This is a genomic window from Streptomyces sp. NPDC048278, assembly GCF_040652195.1.
In the GTDB taxonomy this organism is placed as follows: domain Bacteria; phylum Actinomycetota; class Actinomycetes; order Streptomycetales; family Streptomycetaceae; genus Streptomyces.
This window is the reverse complement of record NZ_JBEZLP010000046.1, coordinates 42,439-63,287: the sequence shown is the minus strand read 5'-3', so window position 1 is coordinate 63,287 and position 20,849 is coordinate 42,439. Positions and strand designations below refer to the sequence as shown.

Below are 20,849 nucleotides of genomic sequence, written 5' to 3'. Positions count from 1 at the left end.
GGCGGCCCCCGCCCTAGGAGACACGCTCCCGGGCGGTGATACTGGAGGACGCACTCCTCTCCCACCAGCAGATTGGCCCATGTCGAACTCCACCGCCGACCGCGCCGTCCTTCCGCCGACCGTCTGGGCCGCCCGCGGCCGTCACACGGGTCCGGACTCCGAGGGGGTGATCCGCAGGATCCTGCGCCGCCGAAAGGACTCCGGTGCCCTCGACGACTTCGCGGAACCCCCCGTGCCCGAGGACTCCGCCCGGCAGGTCCTGGAGGCCCGCTGGCGCGTGGCCGACGGCACCGTGACGGTGCGCGCCCGGCTGACCCTCGTCGCCGACCTCCAGGGCCGGCAGGCGGGGCGGGAGTGGCAGCTGGTCGCCGAGGCCGACCGGCCCTGGGACGAGACCTGGCCGTCCCCGGCGGCGATGTTCTGGCCCGACGGCGAGGAGGCCGGTGACGGCGGCGAGGCCGCCTGGGACTACCTCCCGGCCGTGGCGGGGGTCAGGCTCCGCACGGTCAACCCGCTGCCCGCCGACGACAAGGACATGCGCCGGGTGCTGCGGGACGCCGCGAAGGACGCCTGGTGCGTCAACCTCGTGGTGCACGAGGCGATGACCCCCGACGCGCTGGGCCGGCTGCCGCTGGTCCGGCAGCTGCCGCCCGGCCTCGCGCACCGCGTCGTGGAGCACCGGGCCGCGCCCCAGCAGTTCCGTGCCGTCAACTGGGCGCTGCGCGACCTCGGGGTCGAGATCCCGCGCGGGGGTGCCGTGCTGCTGCCCCCGGACCCGGTGCCGTCGGACTACGACGCGCAGGAGTACGCGGTCCGCAGTGTCTTCCTGGACGGCTCGGAGCCCGCCGAGCTGATCGGCGTCGTGCGCCGGTTCGCCGCGCTGCCGAAACCCGCGCCGCAGGGCACCGAGGAGGCGCTGGCGGATCTGCGGGACAACTGGACCCTGATGACGCCGGCGGAGGAGCTGGCGCGTGAGCGGAAACGCGTCGCGCAGTACGCCGAGGCGCTGGAGGCCATGACCAGGTCCCGCGACCTGTACCGGGAGGCCGCCGAGCGGGCCGACGAGGCGCTCGCCGCCCTCCGCGACACTCCGGCCCCTGCCGCACCGGCACCGCAACCCGCCTCCCCCCTCCAGCAGTTGACCCGCGCCTTCAAGGGACTGCGGTCCCCGAAGGAGAACGCGGAACCGGCGGCCATGCCCGGGGACGAAACCGGGAAGACGGACCAGTGAGAGACCCCGGGCCGGATCGGGGCCGTACGACGGGACAGCCATGGACACCACCACGACCGTGATCGTGATCTGCGCGATCGTCGCCGCGGCCCTGCTGGCCGGCGCCGTCGCCGTACTCGTACGGCTGGTCCGCACCCGGCGCACCCTGCGCCGGGCCGGCCTGCCGACCGGCTCGCGCTGGGTGTTCTGGGGCGCCGTCCTGTACCTGGTGCTCCCCACGGACCTGCTGCCGGACCCGATCTACCTGGACGACATCGGCGTCCTGCTCCTGGCCCTCCGCTCGATGCGCGCGGCCCTGCCGACGGCGGAGGAGCCCGAACTCTGACCGACCCGGCATGATGGGGTCATGCGCGCCACGTTCACCGGTGTCCCCGGTCTGTCCGCCACGCCCGAGGTCGCCGTCGTCGTCGACGTGATGCGCGCGTTCACCGTGGCGGCCTGGGCGTTCCGCAAGGGCGCCGAGCGGATCGTGTTCGCCGAGACCCTGGACGAGGCACGGGAGTTGAAGGCCCGTCACCCCGGCTGGCTGGCCTTCCAGGACGGCCCGGTGGTACCCGGCTTCGACCTGGCCAACTCACCGGCCCAGCTGCGTGCGCTGGACGTCGCGGGCCGCACGGTCGTGCAGAAGACCACCGCCGGCACGACCGGGGCGCTCGCCGTCGCCGGAGCCCGGCTGCTGCTCTGCGCGAGCTTCGTGGTCGCCGGGGCCACCGCCGCCGTACTGCGCCGCGAGCGGCCCGGGGCGGTCACCTTCGTGGTCACCGGGGACGGCGGGCGGGCCGAGGAGGATCTGGCCTGCGCCGAGTACATCGCCGCGCTGGCGGCCGGCGACTCCGTCGCCCCGGGTCCGTTCGTGGAACGGGCCCGGCACTCCGGCGGGGCGGCACGGCTCGCCGAGGGCCTGCGGCTCGGCTGGGAGGGTGTGCACCCCGAGGACGTACCGATGTGCCTGGAGACGGACACCTTCCCGTTCGCCATGGCGGCCGGCCGGGAGGACGGTCACCTGGTGCTGCGGCCGGTCGCGGCGGGCTGAGACCGGCCGAGCCGGACCGCGGGGGTGCGGGTTCGGGTCCTCGTGACGCATTCTTGCTGTGTCACCCACCCGGTGGTGCGCGGACGAGGCAGGACCCGATGACTGGGAGCGGCGAGCACGTGGGCCGGGCGCGTGAGCGGCTGACCGCGCTGCTGGTCGAGGCGTCGACCGGCGCCCTGGGCGCGGCGGGTGCCCACGTCGCCGGGGTGTACCTGCGCTCCAACACCCCCGGGCTGCTGCGGCTGGCCACCCTGGTGGGGCTCCCCGGCCGGCTGTTCAAGCCCTGGTGGCGGCTGCACATGGACCGGCCGTTCCCCGTCGCGGACGCCTACCGGCTCGGTGTCCGGGTGGTGCTGCCCAGCGCCACGGAGATGGTGCGCCGCTATCCGCAGTTCGCGGCGGGCCTGCCGTTCCAGTTCGGTTCGGTGTACACGCCGGTGCCCGGCGCGGAGCCGTCCTTCGGGGTGCTCACCGTGCTGCTTCCCGGTACCGCGGACACCGTGGACGAGCTGCCCGACCTGGACCGGCTGTACAGGCTGGCCGAGCGGCTGGGGACCGGGCTGCGCGAGCTGGTGGCCGAAGAGGGCGACGCGGCGGTCGCCTGGGAGGGCGAGCCGGTGTGCGTACGGCCGCCCGCGCCCCGGCCCGGGCCGGCCCGGGTGGGCCGGTTCACCTGGGATCCGGCCACCTCCGCGGTGCACGCGGACGACCGGCTGCACGCCCTGCTCGGCCGGGCACCGCAGGACTTCCCCGGTACCGGCGCCGAGCTGGCGGTGGCCGTGACGCCCGACGACGCCGACGACGTCCTCACCGCACTGCACGAGACCGCGGCCGGCAAGCCGCCGCACGCCCCGCTGCGGGTGCGGGCCGCGGACGGCGCCCCGCTCCTCCTTGAGCTGTGGCCACCGGCCGGCACCGCCGACCCGTCGCTGGTCTCCGGGATCGTCGTCGACCCGGGCCCGGCCGCCGACGGAGCGGCCGACCTGCTCCCCGAGGGCGTCTTCTGCCTGGACCGCTCCGGGATCGTCCGCTACGTCAACCCGGCGGTCGTCCGGCTGGCCGGCCGGCCGCGCGCCGAGCTGCTCGGCCGGCCCCTGTGGGAGGCGATGCCCTGGCTGGGCGGGCCGTCCTACGACGACCACTGGCGCGGGGCGCTGCTCGCCCACGGGCCGGTGCACTTCCAGGTCCGGCGCGGGGACTCCGCCGAGGCCGACTTCCTCGCGCTGTCCGTGCATCCCGGCGCGGACCTGGTCACCTGCACGGTCGTCCCGGCCAACCGGATCGACCCGCCCGTACACCTGCCCGCGGCGGCCCAGCCGGGCGTGGCCCCCGTGCCCGCGCGGCCCGGCGGCCCCGGCGGGCCGTCGATGACCCCGCTGTACCGGCCGATCGCCCTGGCGATCGCGCTGACCGACGCGGTGACCGCCCGGCAGGTGTCCGCGGTGGTGATGCAGGAGCTGCTCCCCGCGTTCGGCGGCCGGCGGCTGGCCATCTACCTGCTCCAGGACCGGCATCTCTACCTGGCCTGGGAGAACGGCTTCCCGCCGGGCTTCCTCGCCCCGTTCGACGGCGTCGGCCTGGACGCCCACATCCCCGGGGTGGAGACCCTCACCACCGGCAGGCCGCTGTTCTTCGAGTCGATGCGGCGCCTGGCGGACACCTACCCGGGGCTCGCCCTGGACGCCGACGTGGGCGCCCGCGCCTTCCTGCCACTGATCGCCTCGGGACGGCCGGTCGGCACCTGCATCCTCGGCTTCGAGACGGAGCGCGGCTTCAGCACCGAGGAGCGCACGGTCCTGATGGCGCTGGCGGGGCTGATCGCGCACGCGATGGAGAAGGCCCGGCGCTACGACAGCGAGGCCGCCCTCGCCCGCGGTCTCCAGCAGGCGCTGCTCCCCCGCCGACTGTCGGCGCACCCCCGGGTGGAGACCGCGGGCCGGTATCTGCCGGGCACCCAGGGCATGGACGTGGGCGGCGACTGGTACGACGTCGTCGGGGCGGGCGACGGCCTGGCGCTGGTCATCGGCGACGTCCAGGGGCACGGCGTGCAGGCCGCCGCCACCATGGGGCAACTACGCAGCGCGGTCCGGGCGTTCGCGCTCAGCGACCGGCCGCCCGACGAGGTGCTGAGCGGTACCAACCGGCTGCTCATCGACCTCGACCCGGGCCAGTTCGCGAGCTGCTGCTACCTGCGTCTGGACCCCGCCACCGGACGCGTCCGGATCGCCCGGGCCGGTCATCCGCCGCCCCTGCTGCTCGCCCCGGACGGCCGCACCCGCGTCCTGGAGATACCCGGCGGTGTCGTCCTGGGCGTGGACCCGCGGGCCCGGTATCCGGTGACCGAGCTGGAGCTGGTACCGGACGCGATCCTCGCCCTGTACACGGACGGGCTGGTGGAGCGGCCGGGCGCCGACATCGACGACGGCATCGCGGCGCTGGCGGCGGCCCTGGCCGAGGCCTCGGCGGCGCCGGGGCCGCGCGGCGCCCGTACCCTCACCGGGGTGGCCGACCGGCTGACCGCCATGGCCCGGCACGCCACGGACCGCCCGGACGACGTGGCACTGCTGCTCGCCACCCGCCCCCAGGGGCCCGCGGGCAGGGGGTGACCGGGACACAACGGGGTATATGCCCGGTTGTCCCGGGGGACGCTCTCGCCTCGCGGGGCCCGGCAGTGTAGACATGAGCTCATGGTCCGTCAGCCCGGCCGGTCCGACACTCGGCCGTCCCGATCCGGGACTCCGCGCGCGCCGCTCGCCCAGCGGGAGCCGGGCGGGCCGGGGCGCCTGCGGTCCGGACGGCTGTGGTCGGCGCTGAGCGGACGCAGCGTGGCGGGGCAGGTCTTCGTGCTGCAGGTGGCGATCGTGCTGCTGCTGATCGTGTCGGCGGTGCTGGCGCTGGTGCTCCAGGTGCGGCACGACAGCAGCATGGAGGCCCGCAACCGGTCCCTGGCCGTCGCCCAGACCTTCGCCGACGCCCCCGGCACGGCGGCGGCGCTGCGGCTGCCCGACCCTACGGCGGTGCTCCAGCCGCGGGCGGAGGCGGCCCGCAAGGCGACGGGCGTGGACTTCATCGTCGTCATGAACACCGAAGGGATCCGGTACACCCACCCCAAGCCGGACCGCATCGGCAAGAAGTTCGTGGGGAACATCGGGCCGGCGCTGGCCGGCGGGACCGTCAGCGAGGAGGTCCACGGCACCATAGGCGAGCTGGTGCAGGCCGTGGTCCCGGTCCGGGACGCGAACGGCACGGTGGTGGGTCTGGTGTCGGCCGGCATCACCACCGCGCACGTGGGCGGCACCGCCGACCAGCAGCTGCCGCTGCTGCTGGCCGCCGCCGCCGCGGCGCTGGCCCTGGCGACGGCGGGCACCGCGCTGGTCAGCCGGCGGCTGCTGCGCCAGACGCACGGTCTCGGCCCGGACGAGATGACCCGGATGTACGAGCACCACGACGCGGTGCTGCACTCCGTGCGGGAGGGTGTCCTGATCGTCGGCGGCGACGGCCGGCTGATGCTCGCCAACGACGAGGCGCAGCGCCTGCTGGACCTGCCGGCGGACGCCGAGCGCCGCCGGGTCCTGGACCTCGGCCTGGACGCGGAGACGGCGACGCTGATCGCCTCCGGGCGGGTCGCCACCGACGAGGTGCACCTGGTCAAGGACCGGCTGCTGGCCGTCAACCAGCGGCCCATCGAGGTGCGCGGCGGCCCGCCCGGCAGCGTCGTCACCCTGCGCGACTCCACCGAGCTGCGCGCCCTCTCCGGCCGCGCCGAGGTGGCCCGCGAGCGCCTGAACATGCTGTACGACGCCGGGGTGGGCATCGGCACCAGCCTGGACGTCACCCGCACCGCCGAGGAACTCGCGGAGCTGGCCGTGCCGCGGTTCGCGGACTACGCCACCGTCGACCTGTACGAGGCGGTCCTCAAGGGCGAGGAGCCCAAACCCGGGGACGCGCTGCGCCGGGTGGCGTGCACCGGCATCCGCAAGGACGCCCCGCTGTACCCGGTCGGCGAGCGGTTCCAGTTCGTGCCGTCCTCGCCGCAGGGCCGCAGCCTGGAGACCGGCGAGTCCGTCGTCGAGCCGCGGCTGCGGGACTCGCCCGGCTGGCGGGCCCAGGACGAGGAGCTGACCGGCAAGATCCTGGAATTCGGCATCCACTCGCTGATCACGGTTCCGCTGCGGGCCGGGAACATGGTGCTGGGCCTCGCCAACTTCTGCCGCTCGGAGAAGCCCGACCCGTTCGACACCGAGGAGCTGGCCCTCGCGGAGGAGCTGGTGGCCCGCGCCGCCGTCTCCATCGACAACGCCCGCCGCTACACGCGCGAGCACAGCATGGCGGTGACCCTCCAGCGCAGTCTGCTGCCGCGCAGGCTGCCCGCGCAGAGTGCCCTGGACATCGCCTACCGCTATCTGCCGGCCCAGTCGGGGGTGGGCGGCGACTGGTTCGACGTGCTGCCGCTGTCCGGGGCCCGGGTGGCGCTGGTGGTCGGGGACGTGGTGGGGCACGGGCTGCACGCGGCGGCGACCATGGGGCGGCTGCGCACCGCCGTGCACAACTTCACGGCCCTCGACCTGCCGCCGGACGAACTGCTGGGTCTGCTGGACGAGCTGGTGGGCCGCATCGACCAGGACGAGACCCCGGCGGACGACGCGGACACCACGGCCACGATCACCGGGGCGACCTGCCTGTACGCGATCTACGACCCGGTGTCGCGGCGCTGCACGGTGGCCCGGGCCGGCCATCCGCCGCCGGCACTGGTCAGGCCGGACGGCAGCGTGGAGTTCGCGGACGTGCCGGCCGGTCCGCCGCTGGGCCTGGGCGGGCTGCCCTTCGAGACGGCCGAGCTGGAGCTGCCCGCGGGCAGCAGCCTGGTGCTGTACACCGACGGTCTGGTGGAGGACCGGCAGCGGGACATCGACGAGGGGCTCGAACTGCTCGCCGGCGCCCTGGAGTCGGCGGCCGGCGGCACCCCGGAGGAGACCTGCGCGGCCGTCCTGGAGCGGCTGCCGGCCCGCCCCAGCGACGACGTGGCGCTGATCGTGGCCCGGACCCGGGCGCTGGGCGCGGACCGGATCGCCGCATGGCAGGTCCCGGCGGATCCGGCGGCCGTCTCCGAGGTGCGGTCCCGGGTGACCCGGCAGCTGGCGGAGTGGGACCTGGACGAGCTGTCGTTCACCACCGAGCTGGTCCTCAGCGAGCTGGTCACCAACGCCATCCGGCACGGCCGGGCGCCGATCGGGGTACGGCTGCTGCGCGACCGGACGCTGATCTGCGAGGTCTCCGACGGCAGCACCACCTCCCCGCACCTGCGGTACGCGGCGAGCACCGACGAGGGCGGCCGGGGCCTCTTCCTGGTCGCGCAGCTGGCCGAGCGTTGGGGCACCCGCTACACGCCCGCCGGGAAGATCATCTGGGCGGAGCAGCCGCTGCCGTGATCCTCAGCCGAGCGCGCGGTCCAGGTTGAAGGCGGCGCTGATGAGCGAGAGGTGGGTGAAGGCCTGCGGGAAGTTGCCCTGTTGCTCGCCGGTGCGGCCGATTTCCTCGGCGTACAGGCCGAGATGGTTGGCGTAGGTGAGCATCTTCTCGAAGGCGAGCCGGGCCTCGTCCACGCGTCCGGCGCGCACCAGGGCCTCCACGTACCAGAAGGAGCAGATGGAGAAGGTGCCCTCGTCGCCGCGGAGGCCGTCGGGGCTGGCCTGCGGGTCGTAGCGGTAGACGAGGGAGTCGGAGACCAGGTCCTCGGTGAGGGCGTCGAGGGTGGACAGCCACTTGGGGTCGGTCGGGGCGATGAACTTGGCCAGCGGCATCATCAGGAGCGAGGCGTCGAGGACGTCGCCGCCCTCGTGCTGGACGAAGGCGCCGCGCCGCTCGGACCAGCCACGGTCCATGATCCACCGGTAGATGGTGTCGCGGCACTGCCGCCAGCGGGGCAGGTCGGCGGGGAGGCCGCGCCGGTTGGCGAGGCGGATCGCCCGCTCGATGGCGACCCAGCACATCAGGCGCGAGTAGAGGAAGTTCTTGCGGCCCCCGCGCGTCTCCCAGATGCCCTCGTCGGGCTGGTCCCAGTGGTCGCAGACCCAGTCGACGAGGCGGGTGACGTCGTCCCACTGGGCGCTGGAGATGGGCTCGGCCCACTTGTCGTAGAGGTAGATCGAGTCGATGAGGGCGCCGTAGATGTCGAGCTGGAGCTGGCCTGCGGCGCCGTTGCCGACCCTGACCGGGGCGGAGCCGCAGTGGCCCTCCAGGTGGGTGAGCTCGCGTTCGGGCAGGTCGGAGCGGCCGTCGATGCCGTACATGATCTGCAGCGGGCCGGAGGCGAAGCCGTCGCCCGGGCTGATGTAGGTGGTCACGAACTTCATGAAGGCCGCGGCCTCGCTGCTGAAGCCGAGCCGCAGCAGGGCGTAGACGGCGAAGGCGGCGTCGCGGATCCAGACGTAGCGGTAGTCCCAGTTGCGTTCGCCGCCGAACTGTTCGGGGAGGCTGGTGGTGGGCGCGGCGACGATGGCGCCGGTGGGGGCGTAGGTGAGCAGCTTCAGGGTGAGCGCCGAGCGGTGCACCATCTCACGCCAGCGGCCCCGGTAGCGGGACTGGTGGAGCCAGCGCCGCCAGTAGCAGACGGTGGTCTCGAACTGCTTCTCCGCCTCGGCCCGGGCGCAGCCGCGCGGGGCGATGTCCTCGCCGGCCTGGTCGAGGGCGAAGACGGCCGACTCGCCCTCGGAGAGCTTGAAGTCGGCACAGGCGTCCGGGCCGTCGCTCTCCAGGGCCACCGTGGAGGTGAGCAGCAGCGACTTGGCCGCCGACTCGAACAGCGCGGTGTCACCGAGCGTGCGCAGGGTGTGCGGGTCGGCGCCGTAGTTGAAGCGCGGCGCCACCCGGACCCGGAAGGGCACCGTGCCGCGCACGCACAGCACCCGGCGGATCAGCCGGTGCCGTGCGCACTCGGCCGACTCGCCCGTCACCGGCATGAAGTCCTGGACCTCGCCGACGCCTTCGTCGGTGTAGAACCGGGTGATCAGCACGTTGGTGTCGGGGAAGTAGAACTGCTTGGTCCGGGCCGGTACGGAGGCGGCCAGCGCGAAGAAACCGCCGCGCTCGGCGTCCAGGACGGCGGCGAAGACACTGGGGGCGTCGAAGGACGGGCTGCAGTACCAGTCGATCGTGCCATTGCTGCCGACCAGGGCCACGCTGCGCAGATCGCCGATCAGTCCGTGTTCGGCGATCGGCAGGTAGCGGGGACTCCCGGGCGCATTCTCGAAGAACGCCTGCTCGGCCATCGTGACGGCCTCCCCGGAACGGATGTACGGTCACCTTACAACCTAAAAGGGACGAATTCCTTCTCGGGATGCGGGGTGCGGCCGGGCAGGCAATCGTGAGAGTGTGCACCCCGCTCCGTGAAGGAGGGACCATGTCGACCCCAGAACCCGAAGCGTCCCGGCCGTCCGACGACCGCGCCACCCCGGACTCCCTGCTGCACAGCGCCCCCGGCACCGGGGTGGCGCCCGAAGACCTGGTGATGGCGTCGGGCCGGGACGTCACCCCGGCCACGCTGGAATGGGCCAGGAAGAAGATGGAGCGCGAGGGGCCGAACTGCATCGAGCGGCTCCTGCCCTGACGCCGGCGGCGGGCGGGGCCGGTGGGGTTCGCAACGGCCCGGGCCCGTACCGGATTTCACGCGAAGGTTGCTCGTTCACCCTTTCGAAGCGGGGGCGGCTGCTGACAGACTTCGCAGGGTGCCCGACTTCGACATGCTCGTCATCGGTTCCGGACCCGGCGGCCAGAAGGCCGCCATCGCCGCCGCCAAGCTCGGCCGCCGGGTCGCCGTCGTGGACAGCCCCGACATGGTCGGCGGCGTGTCCATCCACACCGGGACCATCCCCTCCAAGACCCTGCGCGAGGCGGTCCTCTACCTGACCGGCCTGACCCAGCGCGACCTGTACGGCCAGAGCTACCGGCTGAAGGAGGACATCACCGTCGCCGACCTGACCGCGCGCACCCAGCACGTGGTCAGCCGCGAGGTGGACGTCATCCGCAACCAGCTCTCCCGCAACCACGTCACCCTCTGCTCCGGCACCGGCCGGTTCGTCGACCCGCACACCGTCGCCCTGCGCGAACCGAACGGCAACGAGCGGCTGTTGACCGCGGAGCACATCGTCATCGCCACCGGCACCCGGCCGGCCCGCCCGGACAGCGTCGAGTTCGACGGCCGGACCATCATGGACTCGGACAACGTGCTGTCCCTGGAGCGGGTGCCGCGGTCCATGGTCATCGTCGGTGCCGGCGTCATCGGCATGGAGTACGCGAGCATGTTCGCGGCGCTGGGCAGCAAGGTCACCGTGGTCGAGAAGCGCGCGGCCATGCTCGACATGTGCGACGTCGAGGTCGTGGAATCGCTCAAGTACCACCTGCGGGACCTGGCCGTCACCTTCCGGTTCGGGGAGACCGTGGCCGCCGTCGAACGGCATCCGCGCGGCACGCTGACCGTGCTGGAGAGCGGCAAGAAGATACCGGCGGACACGGTGATGTACTCGGCGGGCCGCCAGGGCCTGACCGACGGACTCGACCTCGACAAGGCGGGCCTGTCCGCGGACCGGCGCGGCCGGATCACGGTGGACGAGCACTTCCGCACCGAGGTGCCGCACATCTACGCCGTCGGCGACGTCATCGGATTCCCGGCGCTCGCCGCGACCTCGATGGAGCAGGGCAGGGTCGCCGCGTACCACGCCTGCGGGGAGCCGGTCGGGCAGATGGACAACCTCCAGCCCATCGGCATCTACACCATTCCCGAGATCAGCTTCGTCGGCCGGACCGAGGACCAACTCACCGGCGACAGCGTGCCGTTCGAGGTCGGGGTGGCCCGCTACCGGGAGCTGGCCCGGGGCCAGATCATCGGCGACTCGCACGGCATGCTCAAGCTCCTGGTCTCCCCCGAGGACCGGCGGCTGCTCGGGGTGCACTGCTTCGGAACCGGAGCGACAGAACTGATCCATATCGGTCAGTCGGTGATGGGCTGCGGCGGCACGGTCGACTATCTGGTGGACGCGGTCTTCAACTACCCGACGCTCGCGGAGTCGTACAAGGTTGCGGCCCTGGACGCCACCAACAAGCTGCGGCAGCTCGACCGGCTGGAGGACTGAGGGACCGGCGGAACCACTGCTTCCGGCGGGTGCGTTACCGGCCCCAAGTGGCATATGTGATTACCGGTCGGTCAGCTTGAAAGGTCAAAGAGTGCCGCTATAGTCACACCCACACACGCGGTGTGACCGTTCGCCGACTCTCGGCATGCGGCCCTCACCACCTTTCTCTTCCGACCGGTCCTTGCCCGAGGCCATCCCTCACCGGGTGCGGGGCGGGTCGTGCACCCCCCACCCGTACCGCCGCGGGTCAGCACTCCCGTGCGCCCTGCACGACCGGAAAGCAGCACAACCATGAGCAACAACAGGGGCAGAGGGCTCCAGGCCAACGCCCTCGGCACGTTCGACACCGTAGTGATGGCCGTCGCGGGCAGCGCACCGGCGTACTCGCTGGCCGCGACCACCGCGGTGCTCGTCGGGGCGGTGGGGCTGGCCAGTCCGGCCGCCCTGCTGTGGTGTGCGATACCCATGCTGGGCATCGCGCTCGCCTTCAGCTACCTGGGCCGGATCGACGTCAACGCGGGCGCGAGCTACTCCTGGGTGGGCCGCACCCTGCACCCGTTCCTCGGCTTCGTCAGCGGCTGGGCGCTGGTGGTGTCCGCGACCATCTTCATGGTGGCCGGCTCGCTGCCCGCCGGGTCGATGACCCTGTCCCTGTTCGACGCGGACCTCGCGGACAACGTGGCGCTCTCCACGGTGGTCGGCGCCGCCTGGTTCCTGGTCATGCTGGCGGTGGTGCTCGGCGGCGCCCGCCTCACCGTGCGCGCCCAGCTGCTGATGTCCGGCATCGAGCTGGCGATCCTGCTGCTCTTCGCGGTGCTGGCCCTCTTCCACACCGGCAGCGCCCGCTCCTTCGACTGGTCCTGGCTCGGCTTCTCCCACTTCGACGGCGTCTCCGGCTTCGCCTCGGGCGCGTTGATCGCCGCGTTCTACTACTGGGGCTGGGACGTCACCAGCAACCTCAGCGAGGAGACCCGCAACTCCCGCCGTACCACCGGCCTCGCGGGCCTGATCGGCGTCGGCATCGTCTTCGCGCTGTTCGAGGTGTTCACCATCGCGGTGAACGTGATCATGTCCTCCGACCAGATCGCCGCCAACGACGCCAACGTGCTGGGCGCGCTGGGCGACGTGATCGCGCCGGGCTGGGGCGGCAAGGTGCTGATCGTCGCCGTGATGCTGTCCACCATCGCCACCCTGGAGACCACCCTCATCCAGGTCACCCGCTCGCTGTTCGCGATGGGCCGCGACCGGACGATGCCGACCGCGCTGGGCAGGGTGCACCGCACCTGGAACACCCCGCACGTGGCGATCGGCGTCGTCGGCGCGGTGGCCCTGACGCTGTTCATCGCCTCCAACGCGCTGGGCTCGGTGGGCGAGATCCTCTCCGACGCCATCTCGGCGATCGGCCTCCAGATCGCCGTCTACTACGGCCTCGCCGGCCTCGCGGTCGTGGTGGCCTACCGCAAGATGCTCTTCAGGTCGGCCGGCAACTTCCTGCTCGGCGGGCTGTGGCCGCTGTGCGGCGCGGTGTTCATGTTCTGGATCTTCGTCGAGTCACTGGGCGAGCTGAGCACCGCGGCGATCTCGATCGGCGTCGGCGGCCTCGCCGTCGGCCTGGTCCCGATGCTCTGGTACTGGCGGCAGGGCAGCGACTACTACCGGCCGGCCAAGCTGGACGCCACCCGCACGGTCGAGGCCGACTACGTCCCCGACGACCATGTCACCGCGCAGGCCCAGGCTTACGAAGGCCTCCCCACCGACTTCTGAGGTACGAGTCCGATGGCGCGCGAACGTTTCGCCCCCGACTTCGACCCGGACTGCGGGGACGAAGCCCTCACCTCGGCCCGTCAGGACATCGTCATCGGCCGCTGGCAGGGCCTCCGGGATCTGCTCCGGGCCACCGGCCCGGACTGGCTGGTCCGGGGACACCGGGTACGGCTGCTCGCACAGGCCTGCGCGGGCAACTCGACAGCCGAGTCCTGGCTGGCCGCCGAGCCGCACGGCGCCGACGCGCTGGTACTGCGGGCGGCGACCGAGACGGCCCGGGCGTTCACCCTGGCCATCTCGGCGGGCCGGGGTGTCCCGATCGACCGGGCCAGGATCGACGGCGCCGTGCTGGCCTGCCTGGCCGCCGCCGACGCGTACCCGCCGGACCCCACCCCCTGGGTCTCCCTGATCTCGGTGGCCCGGCTGTATCCGACCGGGGTGCGCCGGCAGGAACTCGCCCGCTGGTGGGACGAGCTGCACCGGCGCGACCCGTACAACGTGGAGGGCCACCTCCAGGTGCTCCACTACTACTCCGCGCGCTGGCACGGCACGCACGGCCTGATGTACGACTTCGCCCGGGACGCGGCCGGGGTCGCCCCGCCCGGCTGCCCGCTGCCGATCCTGGTGCAGTACGCCCGCGTCGAGGAGTTCCGGTACGCCCTCGACTCGGGGGCCGGACAGCAGAACCCGGTCGCGCTCAGCCAGCACTGGAAGCACGACGGCGCGGTCAGCGACGTGCGGCGCACCTGGGAGCGGTGGGTCGCCCAGCGCGGGGAGGGCCCGGTCGCCCCGGGTGAGCTGCGCGACCTCAACCACCTGACGCACGCGGCCTGCCAGGCGGGCGTCACGGACCTCGCGGTGGAGCTGCTGCGGCTCCAGGGGCGGCGGGCGACACGGACGCCGTGGTCGTACACCGGGGATGCGGAGAAGCAGATCGTGAAGTGGCGGGCGGATCTGAAGATGCGTGGCTGATACGCCGGATGCCGACCGCGCCGCCGTCGTGGCTTGTCGCGCAGTTCCCCCCCCCAGCCTTCGGCCGGGGGGGGGGGACCCCCAGCGCCCCTTTAGGGCGCGCTGGTCAGCCCTCGGTTTGTTCGGCGAGGCCCGCTGTCCACTTCTCCTCGATGCGGCCCGCCTTCCAGATCAGCAGGGCGATGACCCAGGTGGCGAAGAAGAGACCGACGATGACGAAGCCGACGGTGTTGAGGTCGAGGCCGGCGACCCAGTCCCAGAAGACGCCGTGCAGGTCCATCTTGTCGGCGAGGAGGCCGAGGAGTTCGACAGTGCCGATGATGAGGGCGACGGCGACGGACAGGCCGGTGATGGTGAGGTTGTAGTAGACCTTGCGGACCGGCTTGGAGAACGCCCACTCGTAGGCGAAGTTCATGAACGAACCGTCGATGGTGTCCAGGAGCGACATACCGGCCGCGAAGAGCACCGGCAGGGTGAGGATGGCGTACCAGGGCAGGCCGGAGGCGGCGCCGGAACCGGCGAGGACCAGCAGGGCGATCTCGGTGGCGGTGTCGAAGCCGAGGCCGAACAGCAGGCCCAGCGGGTACATCTGCCACGGCTTGCGGATCGAGCCGGTGACCCGGCCGAGGAAGCGGTTCATGAAGCCGCGGTTGTTGAGCTGGGTCTCCAGCGCGGCCTCGTCGTAGGCGCCGGAGCGCATCTGCCGGAAGACCTTCCAGATGCCGGCCAGGATGACGAGGTTGATGCCGGCGATCAGGTAGAGGAAGGTGCCGGAGACGGTGGTGCCGATCAGGCCGGTGACGTCGTGCAGGTGCGAGTTGTCGTCCTGGACCGGTCCGGCCAGGGTCTTCATGCCGAGCGAGAGCAGCAGCGCGAGGCCGAAGACGATGCTGGAGTGGCCGAGGGAGAACCAGAAGCCGACCGACAGCGGACGCTGCCCCTCCCCCATCAGCTTGCGGGTGGTGTTGTCGATCGCCGCGATGTGGTCGGCGTCGAAGGCGTGCCGCATGCCCAGCGTGTACGCGGTCACGCCGATGCCTATGCCGAAGGACTCGGTGCCGACGCTGAAGTGCTGCGGGGCGATGATCCCGACCAGCGTGCCCCAGCCGATGACGTGCAGGGCCAGCACGAAGCCGGCCATCCCGCCGACCCTGATCCACTCCTGCCGGGTCATGGAGCTCCGGACACGGTGCCAGGCCGAGCGCTTGGTCTCGGCCTGGGCGGGGAGGGGCGGAGCGGAACCAGGGGCGGCCGTCATCGGGAGGTGACATCCTTCGGTCGAGCGATGGGCAGCTGCCATGGGCAGCCTGGTGCCATCCTCCCGTACTTGCACATCGTTCGCAGCAACGCCCGCGACAGGCCTTCACCAAGAGAACGTCATGGGACGGTAAAGGCCGGTCAGGCCGACAGCAGCCCGCTCCCCAGCCAGTCCTTGGCGCTCTTCACGCCCGGCAGGGCGAAGAAGTAGCCGCCGCCGGTCGGGGAGATGTAGTCGACGAGGGGCTCGTCGATCAGCCGGGTCTGGGTGGCCTCGAACTGGCGCTTGACGTCCTGGTTGTAGCAGCAGAAGACCAGGCCCATGTCGAGGTTGCCGACGCCGTCGATGCCCCGGTCGTAGTTGTAGCCGCGGCGCAGGATGCGGGAGGTGTCCGTCTTGGCGGTGCGCGGGTTGGCGAGCCGGATGTGGGCGTCCAGTGGGATGGCGTTGCCCTGCGGGTCCTTGGCGTAGTGGGGGATGTCGGTCTCCTTGGCGCCGTCCAGCGGGGCGCCGGTGTCCTTGCGGCGGCCGAACATCAGCTCCTGCTCGCTGAGCGAGACCCGGTCCCAGAACTCGACGAGCATCCGGATGATCCGGATCACCTGGTAGCTGCCGCCCGCCGTCCAGGCCGGCTCGCCCTGACCGTCGCCGACCCAGATCAGCCGGTCGGTCTCGCGGACCGAGTTCACGTCCGGGTTGGCGATGCCGTCCTTGAAGCCGAGCAGGTTGCGCTGGGCTCCGGTGGGGCGGGGGGCGTTCTGGAAGCCGTCGATCCGCCACTTGATCTGCATGGCGCCGCGGGTGTGCTTGGCGATGTCCCGCAGGGCGTGCAGGACGGTGTCGGTGCTGTCGGCGCAGATCTGCAGCGAGAGGTCGCCGTGGCACTCGGCGGCCTTCAGGTTGTCGTTCGGGAAGGTCCGCATCGGGGTCAGCCGGGCGGGCTTCGCCTTCGCCAGGCCGTAGCGGTCGTCGAAGAGGGACGCACCGACGCCGACGGTGACGGTGAGCGCGTCGGAGGGGACCTCGGGGCCGAGGATGCCGTTGTCGGCGGGCGGGGCGCCGACGCCGAGATCCTCCGGGGTGCCGCCGGAGGTGAGGAAGCGGGCCCGTGCGGTGATCGTCTTCAGCAGGTCGGCGAGCTCCTGCCGGCTGTCGGCGATGACGTCGAGGGAGACGAAGGTGGCGGCGGCCGGGGCCGGGGTGAGGATGCCGGCCTGGTGGGTGCCGTGGAAGGGGATCTTCGTGGCGCCGGTCGCGTCGGCGGCCTGGGCCTCGGCGGTGCCGCCGGCCTGGCTCAGCGCGAAGCCGCCGCCGGCCAGGACCGCGCCGGCGGCCCCGGCGCCCAGTGCCGTCCGCACGAAGGAGCGGCGGCCCGTGCCCATCGGGCAGGACGGGGTGTCGGCAGCGGACATCGGAGGGTTCCCTTCGTCGTACGGGTGCGGGTGCGGTGCGCGGTTCATCAGGCGGACTTCCTGATCTCCAGGAGGTCCGGCACCGGGGCGAGGTCTTCCAGGAGCTGTCCGGTGGCGCCGGCGATCCGCTGCCGGGTGACGGTGTCGAGCTGCTCGACCGGGGTCCAGCTCGCGCCCCGGTGCTCGGCGTCCAGGAGCTTCTGGAGGCGGGCGATGTCCGCGTCGACGGCCGGCAGCAGCTTGGGCGCCCGGGTGGTCAGCAGCGGTCGCAGCACGGTGAGCAGTTCGCCGGTGCCGGCCAGGTTGGCGTTCGCGGTGGCGAGGTTGGTGCCGCTGCCCTCGTCGGTGTCGGCGGTCAGCTCGAACTGGAGGGTGTTCTCCAGGATCTCGTGGGCGCGCAGCGGCAGGTCGCCCGGGTCGAAGTCCTGGGCGGGGAAGGCCTTCCGGAGTCCGGCCGCCGCGTCCGCGAGGGCCTGCGCGGGAGCCTTCAGCCGGCCGGCCGTCTGCCCGTGCCACAGCCCGTACTCGACCCGGTGGAACCCGGCGAAGTCCTGGTCGGCGACCCCGCCCGGCAGGCCGTCGGCACGCCCGTTGATCTTCTGGTCGAAGTCCTCGAAGGTGCCGTAGGCGGCGCCGAGGGAGGAGTAGGTGAGGTGGGCGGTCAGCCAGTCGGTGCGGGCCTTGTCGAGGTGATTGCCGGCGATGTCGGCGTCGAGCGTGCGGGTCTGGGCGACGAGGGTGGCCAGTCCCTGCTCGACGTACGCCTTGTAGGCGTTGAGCGGCGCCGCGAGGTCGTTCTCGGAGACCGGTACGACCGCCTTGGTGCCGGCCGTGCCGCCGCTGACGGTGACCGACGCGGAGGTGACGGCCTTGCCGCTGGAGGGGACGCAGCGCCAGGCGTAGGTGCCGCCGGCGACCGTGGCGACCAGGTCCCGGGTGGTGCCGGGGGCGAGGCCCTCGACCTCGCCGTAGACGGCGTTGCTGCCCGGGTCGATCAGGTACACCTCGGCGGTCTTGCCGCCGGTGTTCTGCATCCGGAAGGTCTGCCGGCCCGGCTTCGGCGCGGTGAAGCCCTTGCCGCACTCGGTCTCGGAGACGGCGACGGTCTCGCCGGAAGCCGGCTTGGGCCGGGCGAAGGCGACGACGAGTCCGGCGACCACGGCCGGCACGGCGACCACGGCGACGGGGACCACCCAGGCGGGCCGGCGCCACCCTCCCATGGCCTTCGGACCGGGCTCCGGCCGCTCGGCAGCGGGGTCCGGCTGCGCCTGCGGCGCGTCGGCGGCCGGGTCCGGCGCGGGCTTCGCCGCGGCCGGCTTCGGTGCAGCGGTGCGCACTCCCCGTACGAACAGGGTCATGACGACCGCGAGATAGCCGAGGTATCCGACCACCTGGAGCCAGGTCATCGTCGGCGTGATGTTGAGGACGCCCTGGAGGAGGGTGCTGTACCAGGAGCCCGCGTCGATGTGGGCGCTGAGGTCGAGGGCGTAGGCCGTGTTGCCCGGGAGGACGCCGCCCTCCTGGAGGTCGCGCAGGCCGTAGCCGAGGACGCCGGCCGCGATGACGATCAGGACGGCGCCCGTGTAGGTGAAGAACCTCGTGAGGTTGATCTTCAGGACGCGGCGGTACAGGCCCCAGCAGAGGCCGGCCGCCAGGACCAGGCCGATCCCGGCGCCGGTCAGCGGCCCCGCGGACTCCCCGGCCGCCCGGGCGGTGGTCCACAGGAACAGAGCGGTCTCCAGGCCCTCGCGGCCGACCGCGAGGAACGACGTCAGGATCAGTACGCCGGTACCCATGGCCAGGGCACCGGTGACCTTCTCCTTGATCTCGCCGGCGAGGCTGCGGGCCGAGCGGCGCATCCAGAAGACCATGGCGGTGACGAAGGCGACCGCGATCACGCTGAGGGTGCCACCGAAGGCCTCCTGGGCGGTCGCGGAGAGGGAGGCGGCCGTGAAGGTGAGGACCGCGCCGAAGCTCATCGCCAGGGCGATCGCGGCCAGGACGCCCGTCCACACCTGCGGCAGCCGGTTCCTCGCCCCGGCCCGCACCAGCGTGGCGACGAGGATCGAGACGATCAGGCCGGCCTCGAGACCTTCCCTCAGCCCGATCAGGAAACTAGGAAACGCGTCGTCCCACATTCGCCGCAGCCCTCCCCGGCAGGCCCGTCCCCGCCCTGTGGCTCGAACTTAGTGAAGGCATGCCTTACTCCGCCGACCATGATGACTACACCCGTGTAGTCAGTCGGTCATGAACTGGCAATGGTGCGGCAAAAGCAGGGCTCGAACACGGACCCGGGGCCCCGGGAACGCGGTCGGCACGGCAATCGTCTACATTCGGGTAGACCGTCTACAGCTTCGTAGTCACCACTTCAGCACCCGCCCCTGGACCGTCCCGTACCGCATCGAAAGGGCCGTCGCCGGCGTCATGGACCGCAAGAGGACCGCGGAGTTCGCGGGGAGTATCGCGCTGGGGGCCTGGGCGGCGTTCGCGGTGCTGGCCCTGGTCGTGGCGGGCCGGCACGGCGCCCCGCTCGGCCCGGACCGCACGCTGCTGGCCTGGTCCCTCGGCCACCGGCCGGACGTGGCGGTGGCCGTGGCCCGGGGGATCACCGCGACCGGCACCGGAGTCGTGCCGTACGCCCTGGTCGTGGCGGCCGGTCTGGTCGCGGGCCGCACCCGGCGGCAGCGGGTGGCCGCCGTGCTGCTCGGCGCGGGCTGCCTCGCCCTGGGCCAGACGGCCCGGCGGGTCGTACTGGACCTGGTCGCCCGGCCCCGGCCGCCGCAGGCCGACTGGCAGACGTCGGCCTCCGGCTGGTCGTTCCCCTCCGGCCACACCACCACGGCCGCGCTCGCCGCCGGCCTGGTCGTCCTCGCGATCCGGACGCGGGCCCCGCGCGGCCGTACGGCCTGGTGCGCGGCCTTCGCCTGCTGGGGGCTCGCCGTGGGGGCCACCCGGGTCTTCCTCGGCGTGCACTGGTGGACCGACGTGATCGGCGGCTGGCTGTTCGCGGCCGGCTGGCTCGGGCTCTGCGCGTGCCTGGCGGCCCGGTGGGTTCCGGACGCGGGAACACCGGACGGCCTGCCGGAGAGACCGGTGGCCGCACCCTGAGCGGCGAGCGGTGACCGCATCTGAGCGGCGAGCGGTGACCGCGTCCGAGCGGCGACCGGTGACCGCACCCCTGGTCAGGACTCGGCGCCCGGTCCGTCCGGACGGCTCTGGCGCTGGGCGACCATCTCCCGGGTCAGGTCCGCCGTCTCGGACTCCGGCAGCCGTTCGAAGCCGTCCTCCGTGATGACCGAGACCAGCGGGAAGATCCGGCGGTTGAGGTCGGGGCCGCCGGTCGCCGAGTCGTCGTCGGCCGCGTCGTACAGCGCCTGGAGCGCGACCAGGGCCGCCTCGCGCCGGGTGAGTCCGGGACGGTACAGCTTCTTCAGGGCGCCCCCGGCGTACGGCGAGCCGCTGCCCTCGGCATGGAAGGCGCGCTTCTCGTAGAGGCCGCCGGCGACGTCGAAGCTGAAGATACGGCCGCGCGCGCCCTCCGGGGCCTTCGGGTCGTAGCCGGCGAGCAGCGGGACGACCGCGAGGCCCTGCATGGCCTGGTCGAGGTTCTCGCGGATCATCGTGGCGAGCCGGCGGGCCTTGCCGTCGAGGGTCATGGGGATGCCCTCGATCTTCTCGAAGTGGGTCAGTTCGACCTGGTAGAGCTTGACCATGTCGAGGGCGAGGCCGACGGTGCCGGCGAAGGCGACCGCGGTGTGGTCGTCCGCGGGGTGCACCTTCTCCAGGTCGCGCTGGGCGATGAGGTTGCCCATGGTGGCCCGGCGGTCGCCGGCGATCAGCACGCCGTCGCGGTGGGCGAGGGCGAGGACGGTGGTGCCGTGCGGGAAGGCGTCGGGCGCGGCGACCGTGCCGGCGGGCAACGGGCTGCGGGTGGGCAGCAGTTCCGGCCGGTGGGCGGCGAGGAAGCGGGCGAAGGACGAGGTCCCCGGCGTGAAGAACTCCTCCCCCAGCCGGCCCTCCGTGCCGTTCGCTGTCATACCGGTCCCCCTTC

At 72.7% G+C, this 20,849-nt stretch carries 15 protein-coding genes; 10 read left to right on the top strand and 5 right to left on the bottom strand.

Translation table 11 applies throughout. The annotated features are described in order from the left end of the window. Window positions 1-79 precede the first annotated feature (79 nt). The 5 genes from AB0D74_RS44955 to AB0D74_RS44935 all read left to right on the top strand — a co-directional run bounded on the left by AB0D74_RS44955 (window position 80) and on the right by AB0D74_RS44935 (window position 7,693). Window positions 80-1,231: a hypothetical protein gene (locus AB0D74_RS44955; protein WP_362600399.1), complete on the top strand. Its 1,152-nt coding sequence runs from the start codon at window positions 80-82 to the stop codon at window positions 1,229-1,231. A gap of 40 nt (window positions 1,232-1,271) precedes the next feature. Then, on the top strand, window positions 1,272-1,556 hold the full coding sequence (locus AB0D74_RS44950) for a YkvA family protein (RefSeq protein WP_362600396.1): 285 nt from the start codon (window positions 1,272-1,274) through the stop codon (window positions 1,554-1,556). A 21-nt stretch (window positions 1,557-1,577) separates the two neighbouring features. Beyond that, on the top strand, window positions 1,578-2,264 hold the full coding sequence (locus AB0D74_RS44945; RefSeq protein ID WP_362600393.1) for a 2-phosphosulfolactate phosphatase: 687 nt from the start codon (window positions 1,578-1,580) through the stop codon (window positions 2,262-2,264). 98 nt (window positions 2,265-2,362) lie between these two features. Then, complete coding sequence (locus tag AB0D74_RS44940) at window positions 2,363-4,870, top strand: SpoIIE family protein phosphatase (RefSeq protein WP_362600390.1); 2,508 nt, start codon at window positions 2,363-2,365, stop codon at window positions 4,868-4,870. An 81-nt stretch (window positions 4,871-4,951) separates the two neighbouring features. Then, window positions 4,952-7,693 (top strand): SpoIIE family protein phosphatase, encoded by a 2,742-nt coding sequence (locus AB0D74_RS44935; protein WP_362600387.1) that lies wholly within the window; start codon window positions 4,952-4,954, stop codon window positions 7,691-7,693. A gap of 3 nt (window positions 7,694-7,696) precedes the next feature. On the opposite strand, the gene AB0D74_RS44930 is transcribed toward AB0D74_RS44935, so the two are convergent. Continuing rightward, complete coding sequence (locus AB0D74_RS44930; RefSeq protein WP_362600384.1) at window positions 7,697-9,532, bottom strand: glycoside hydrolase family 15 protein; 1,836 nt, start codon at window positions 9,530-9,532, stop codon at window positions 7,697-7,699. A gap of 131 nt (window positions 9,533-9,663) precedes the next feature. Here AB0D74_RS44930 and AB0D74_RS44925 point away from each other — a divergent pair, with 131 nt between their 5' ends. The 4 genes from AB0D74_RS44925 (at window position 9,664) to AB0D74_RS44910 (ending at window position 14,128) form a co-directional block, all read left to right on the top strand. Next, window positions 9,664-9,870, top strand: coding sequence for a hypothetical protein (locus AB0D74_RS44925; protein WP_362600381.1), 207 nt, complete (start codon window positions 9,664-9,666; stop codon window positions 9,868-9,870). A 118-nt stretch (window positions 9,871-9,988) separates the two neighbouring features. Beyond that, window positions 9,989-11,392 carry a Si-specific NAD(P)(+) transhydrogenase gene (gene sthA / locus AB0D74_RS44920; RefSeq protein ID WP_362600378.1) on the top strand — a complete coding sequence of 468 codons (1,404 nt, stop codon included), beginning with the start codon at window positions 9,989-9,991 and terminating at the stop codon, window positions 11,390-11,392. 291 nt (window positions 11,393-11,683) lie between these two features. Continuing rightward, the gene (locus AB0D74_RS44915; RefSeq protein WP_362600375.1) at window positions 11,684-13,156 is read left to right on the top strand and encodes an APC family permease; all 1,473 of its coding nucleotides are present in this window, start codon (window positions 11,684-11,686) and stop codon (window positions 13,154-13,156) included. A gap of 12 nt (window positions 13,157-13,168) precedes the next feature. Further along, entirely contained in the window at window positions 13,169-14,128 is a 960-nt protein-coding gene (locus tag AB0D74_RS44910) for a hypothetical protein (RefSeq protein WP_362600372.1), read from the top strand. 106 nt (window positions 14,129-14,234) lie between these two features. Here the strand turns inward: AB0D74_RS44910 and AB0D74_RS44905 are convergent, their stop codons facing one another. The 3 genes from AB0D74_RS44905 to efeU form a co-directional block, all read right to left on the bottom strand. After that, window positions 14,235-15,386, bottom strand: coding sequence for a HoxN/HupN/NixA family nickel/cobalt transporter (locus tag AB0D74_RS44905; RefSeq protein WP_362600369.1), 1,152 nt, complete (start codon window positions 15,384-15,386; stop codon window positions 14,235-14,237). 140 nt (window positions 15,387-15,526) lie between these two features. After that, complete coding sequence (efeB, locus tag AB0D74_RS44900; protein ID WP_362600366.1) at window positions 15,527-16,798, bottom strand: iron uptake transporter deferrochelatase/peroxidase subunit; 1,272 nt, start codon at window positions 16,796-16,798, stop codon at window positions 15,527-15,529. A 47-nt stretch (window positions 16,799-16,845) separates the two neighbouring features. Beyond that, window positions 16,846-18,936, bottom strand: coding sequence for an iron uptake transporter permease EfeU (gene efeU / locus AB0D74_RS44895; RefSeq protein WP_362600363.1), 2,091 nt, complete (start codon window positions 18,934-18,936; stop codon window positions 16,846-16,848). Window positions 18,937-19,222: 286 nt separating this feature from the next. Between efeU and AB0D74_RS44890 the strand changes: the two genes are divergently transcribed. Beyond that, the gene (locus tag AB0D74_RS44890) at window positions 19,223-19,906 is read left to right on the top strand and encodes a phosphatase PAP2 family protein (RefSeq protein WP_362600360.1); all 684 of its coding nucleotides are present in this window, start codon (window positions 19,223-19,225) and stop codon (window positions 19,904-19,906) included. A gap of 74 nt (window positions 19,907-19,980) precedes the next feature. Here the strand turns inward: AB0D74_RS44890 and prcB are convergent, their stop codons facing one another. Continuing rightward, a complete protein-coding gene (prcB, locus tag AB0D74_RS44885) occupies window positions 19,981-20,835 on the bottom strand; it encodes a proteasome subunit beta (RefSeq protein WP_362600357.1) in 855 nt (284 codons plus the stop codon). Between the last annotated feature and the right edge of the window lie 14 nt (window positions 20,836-20,849).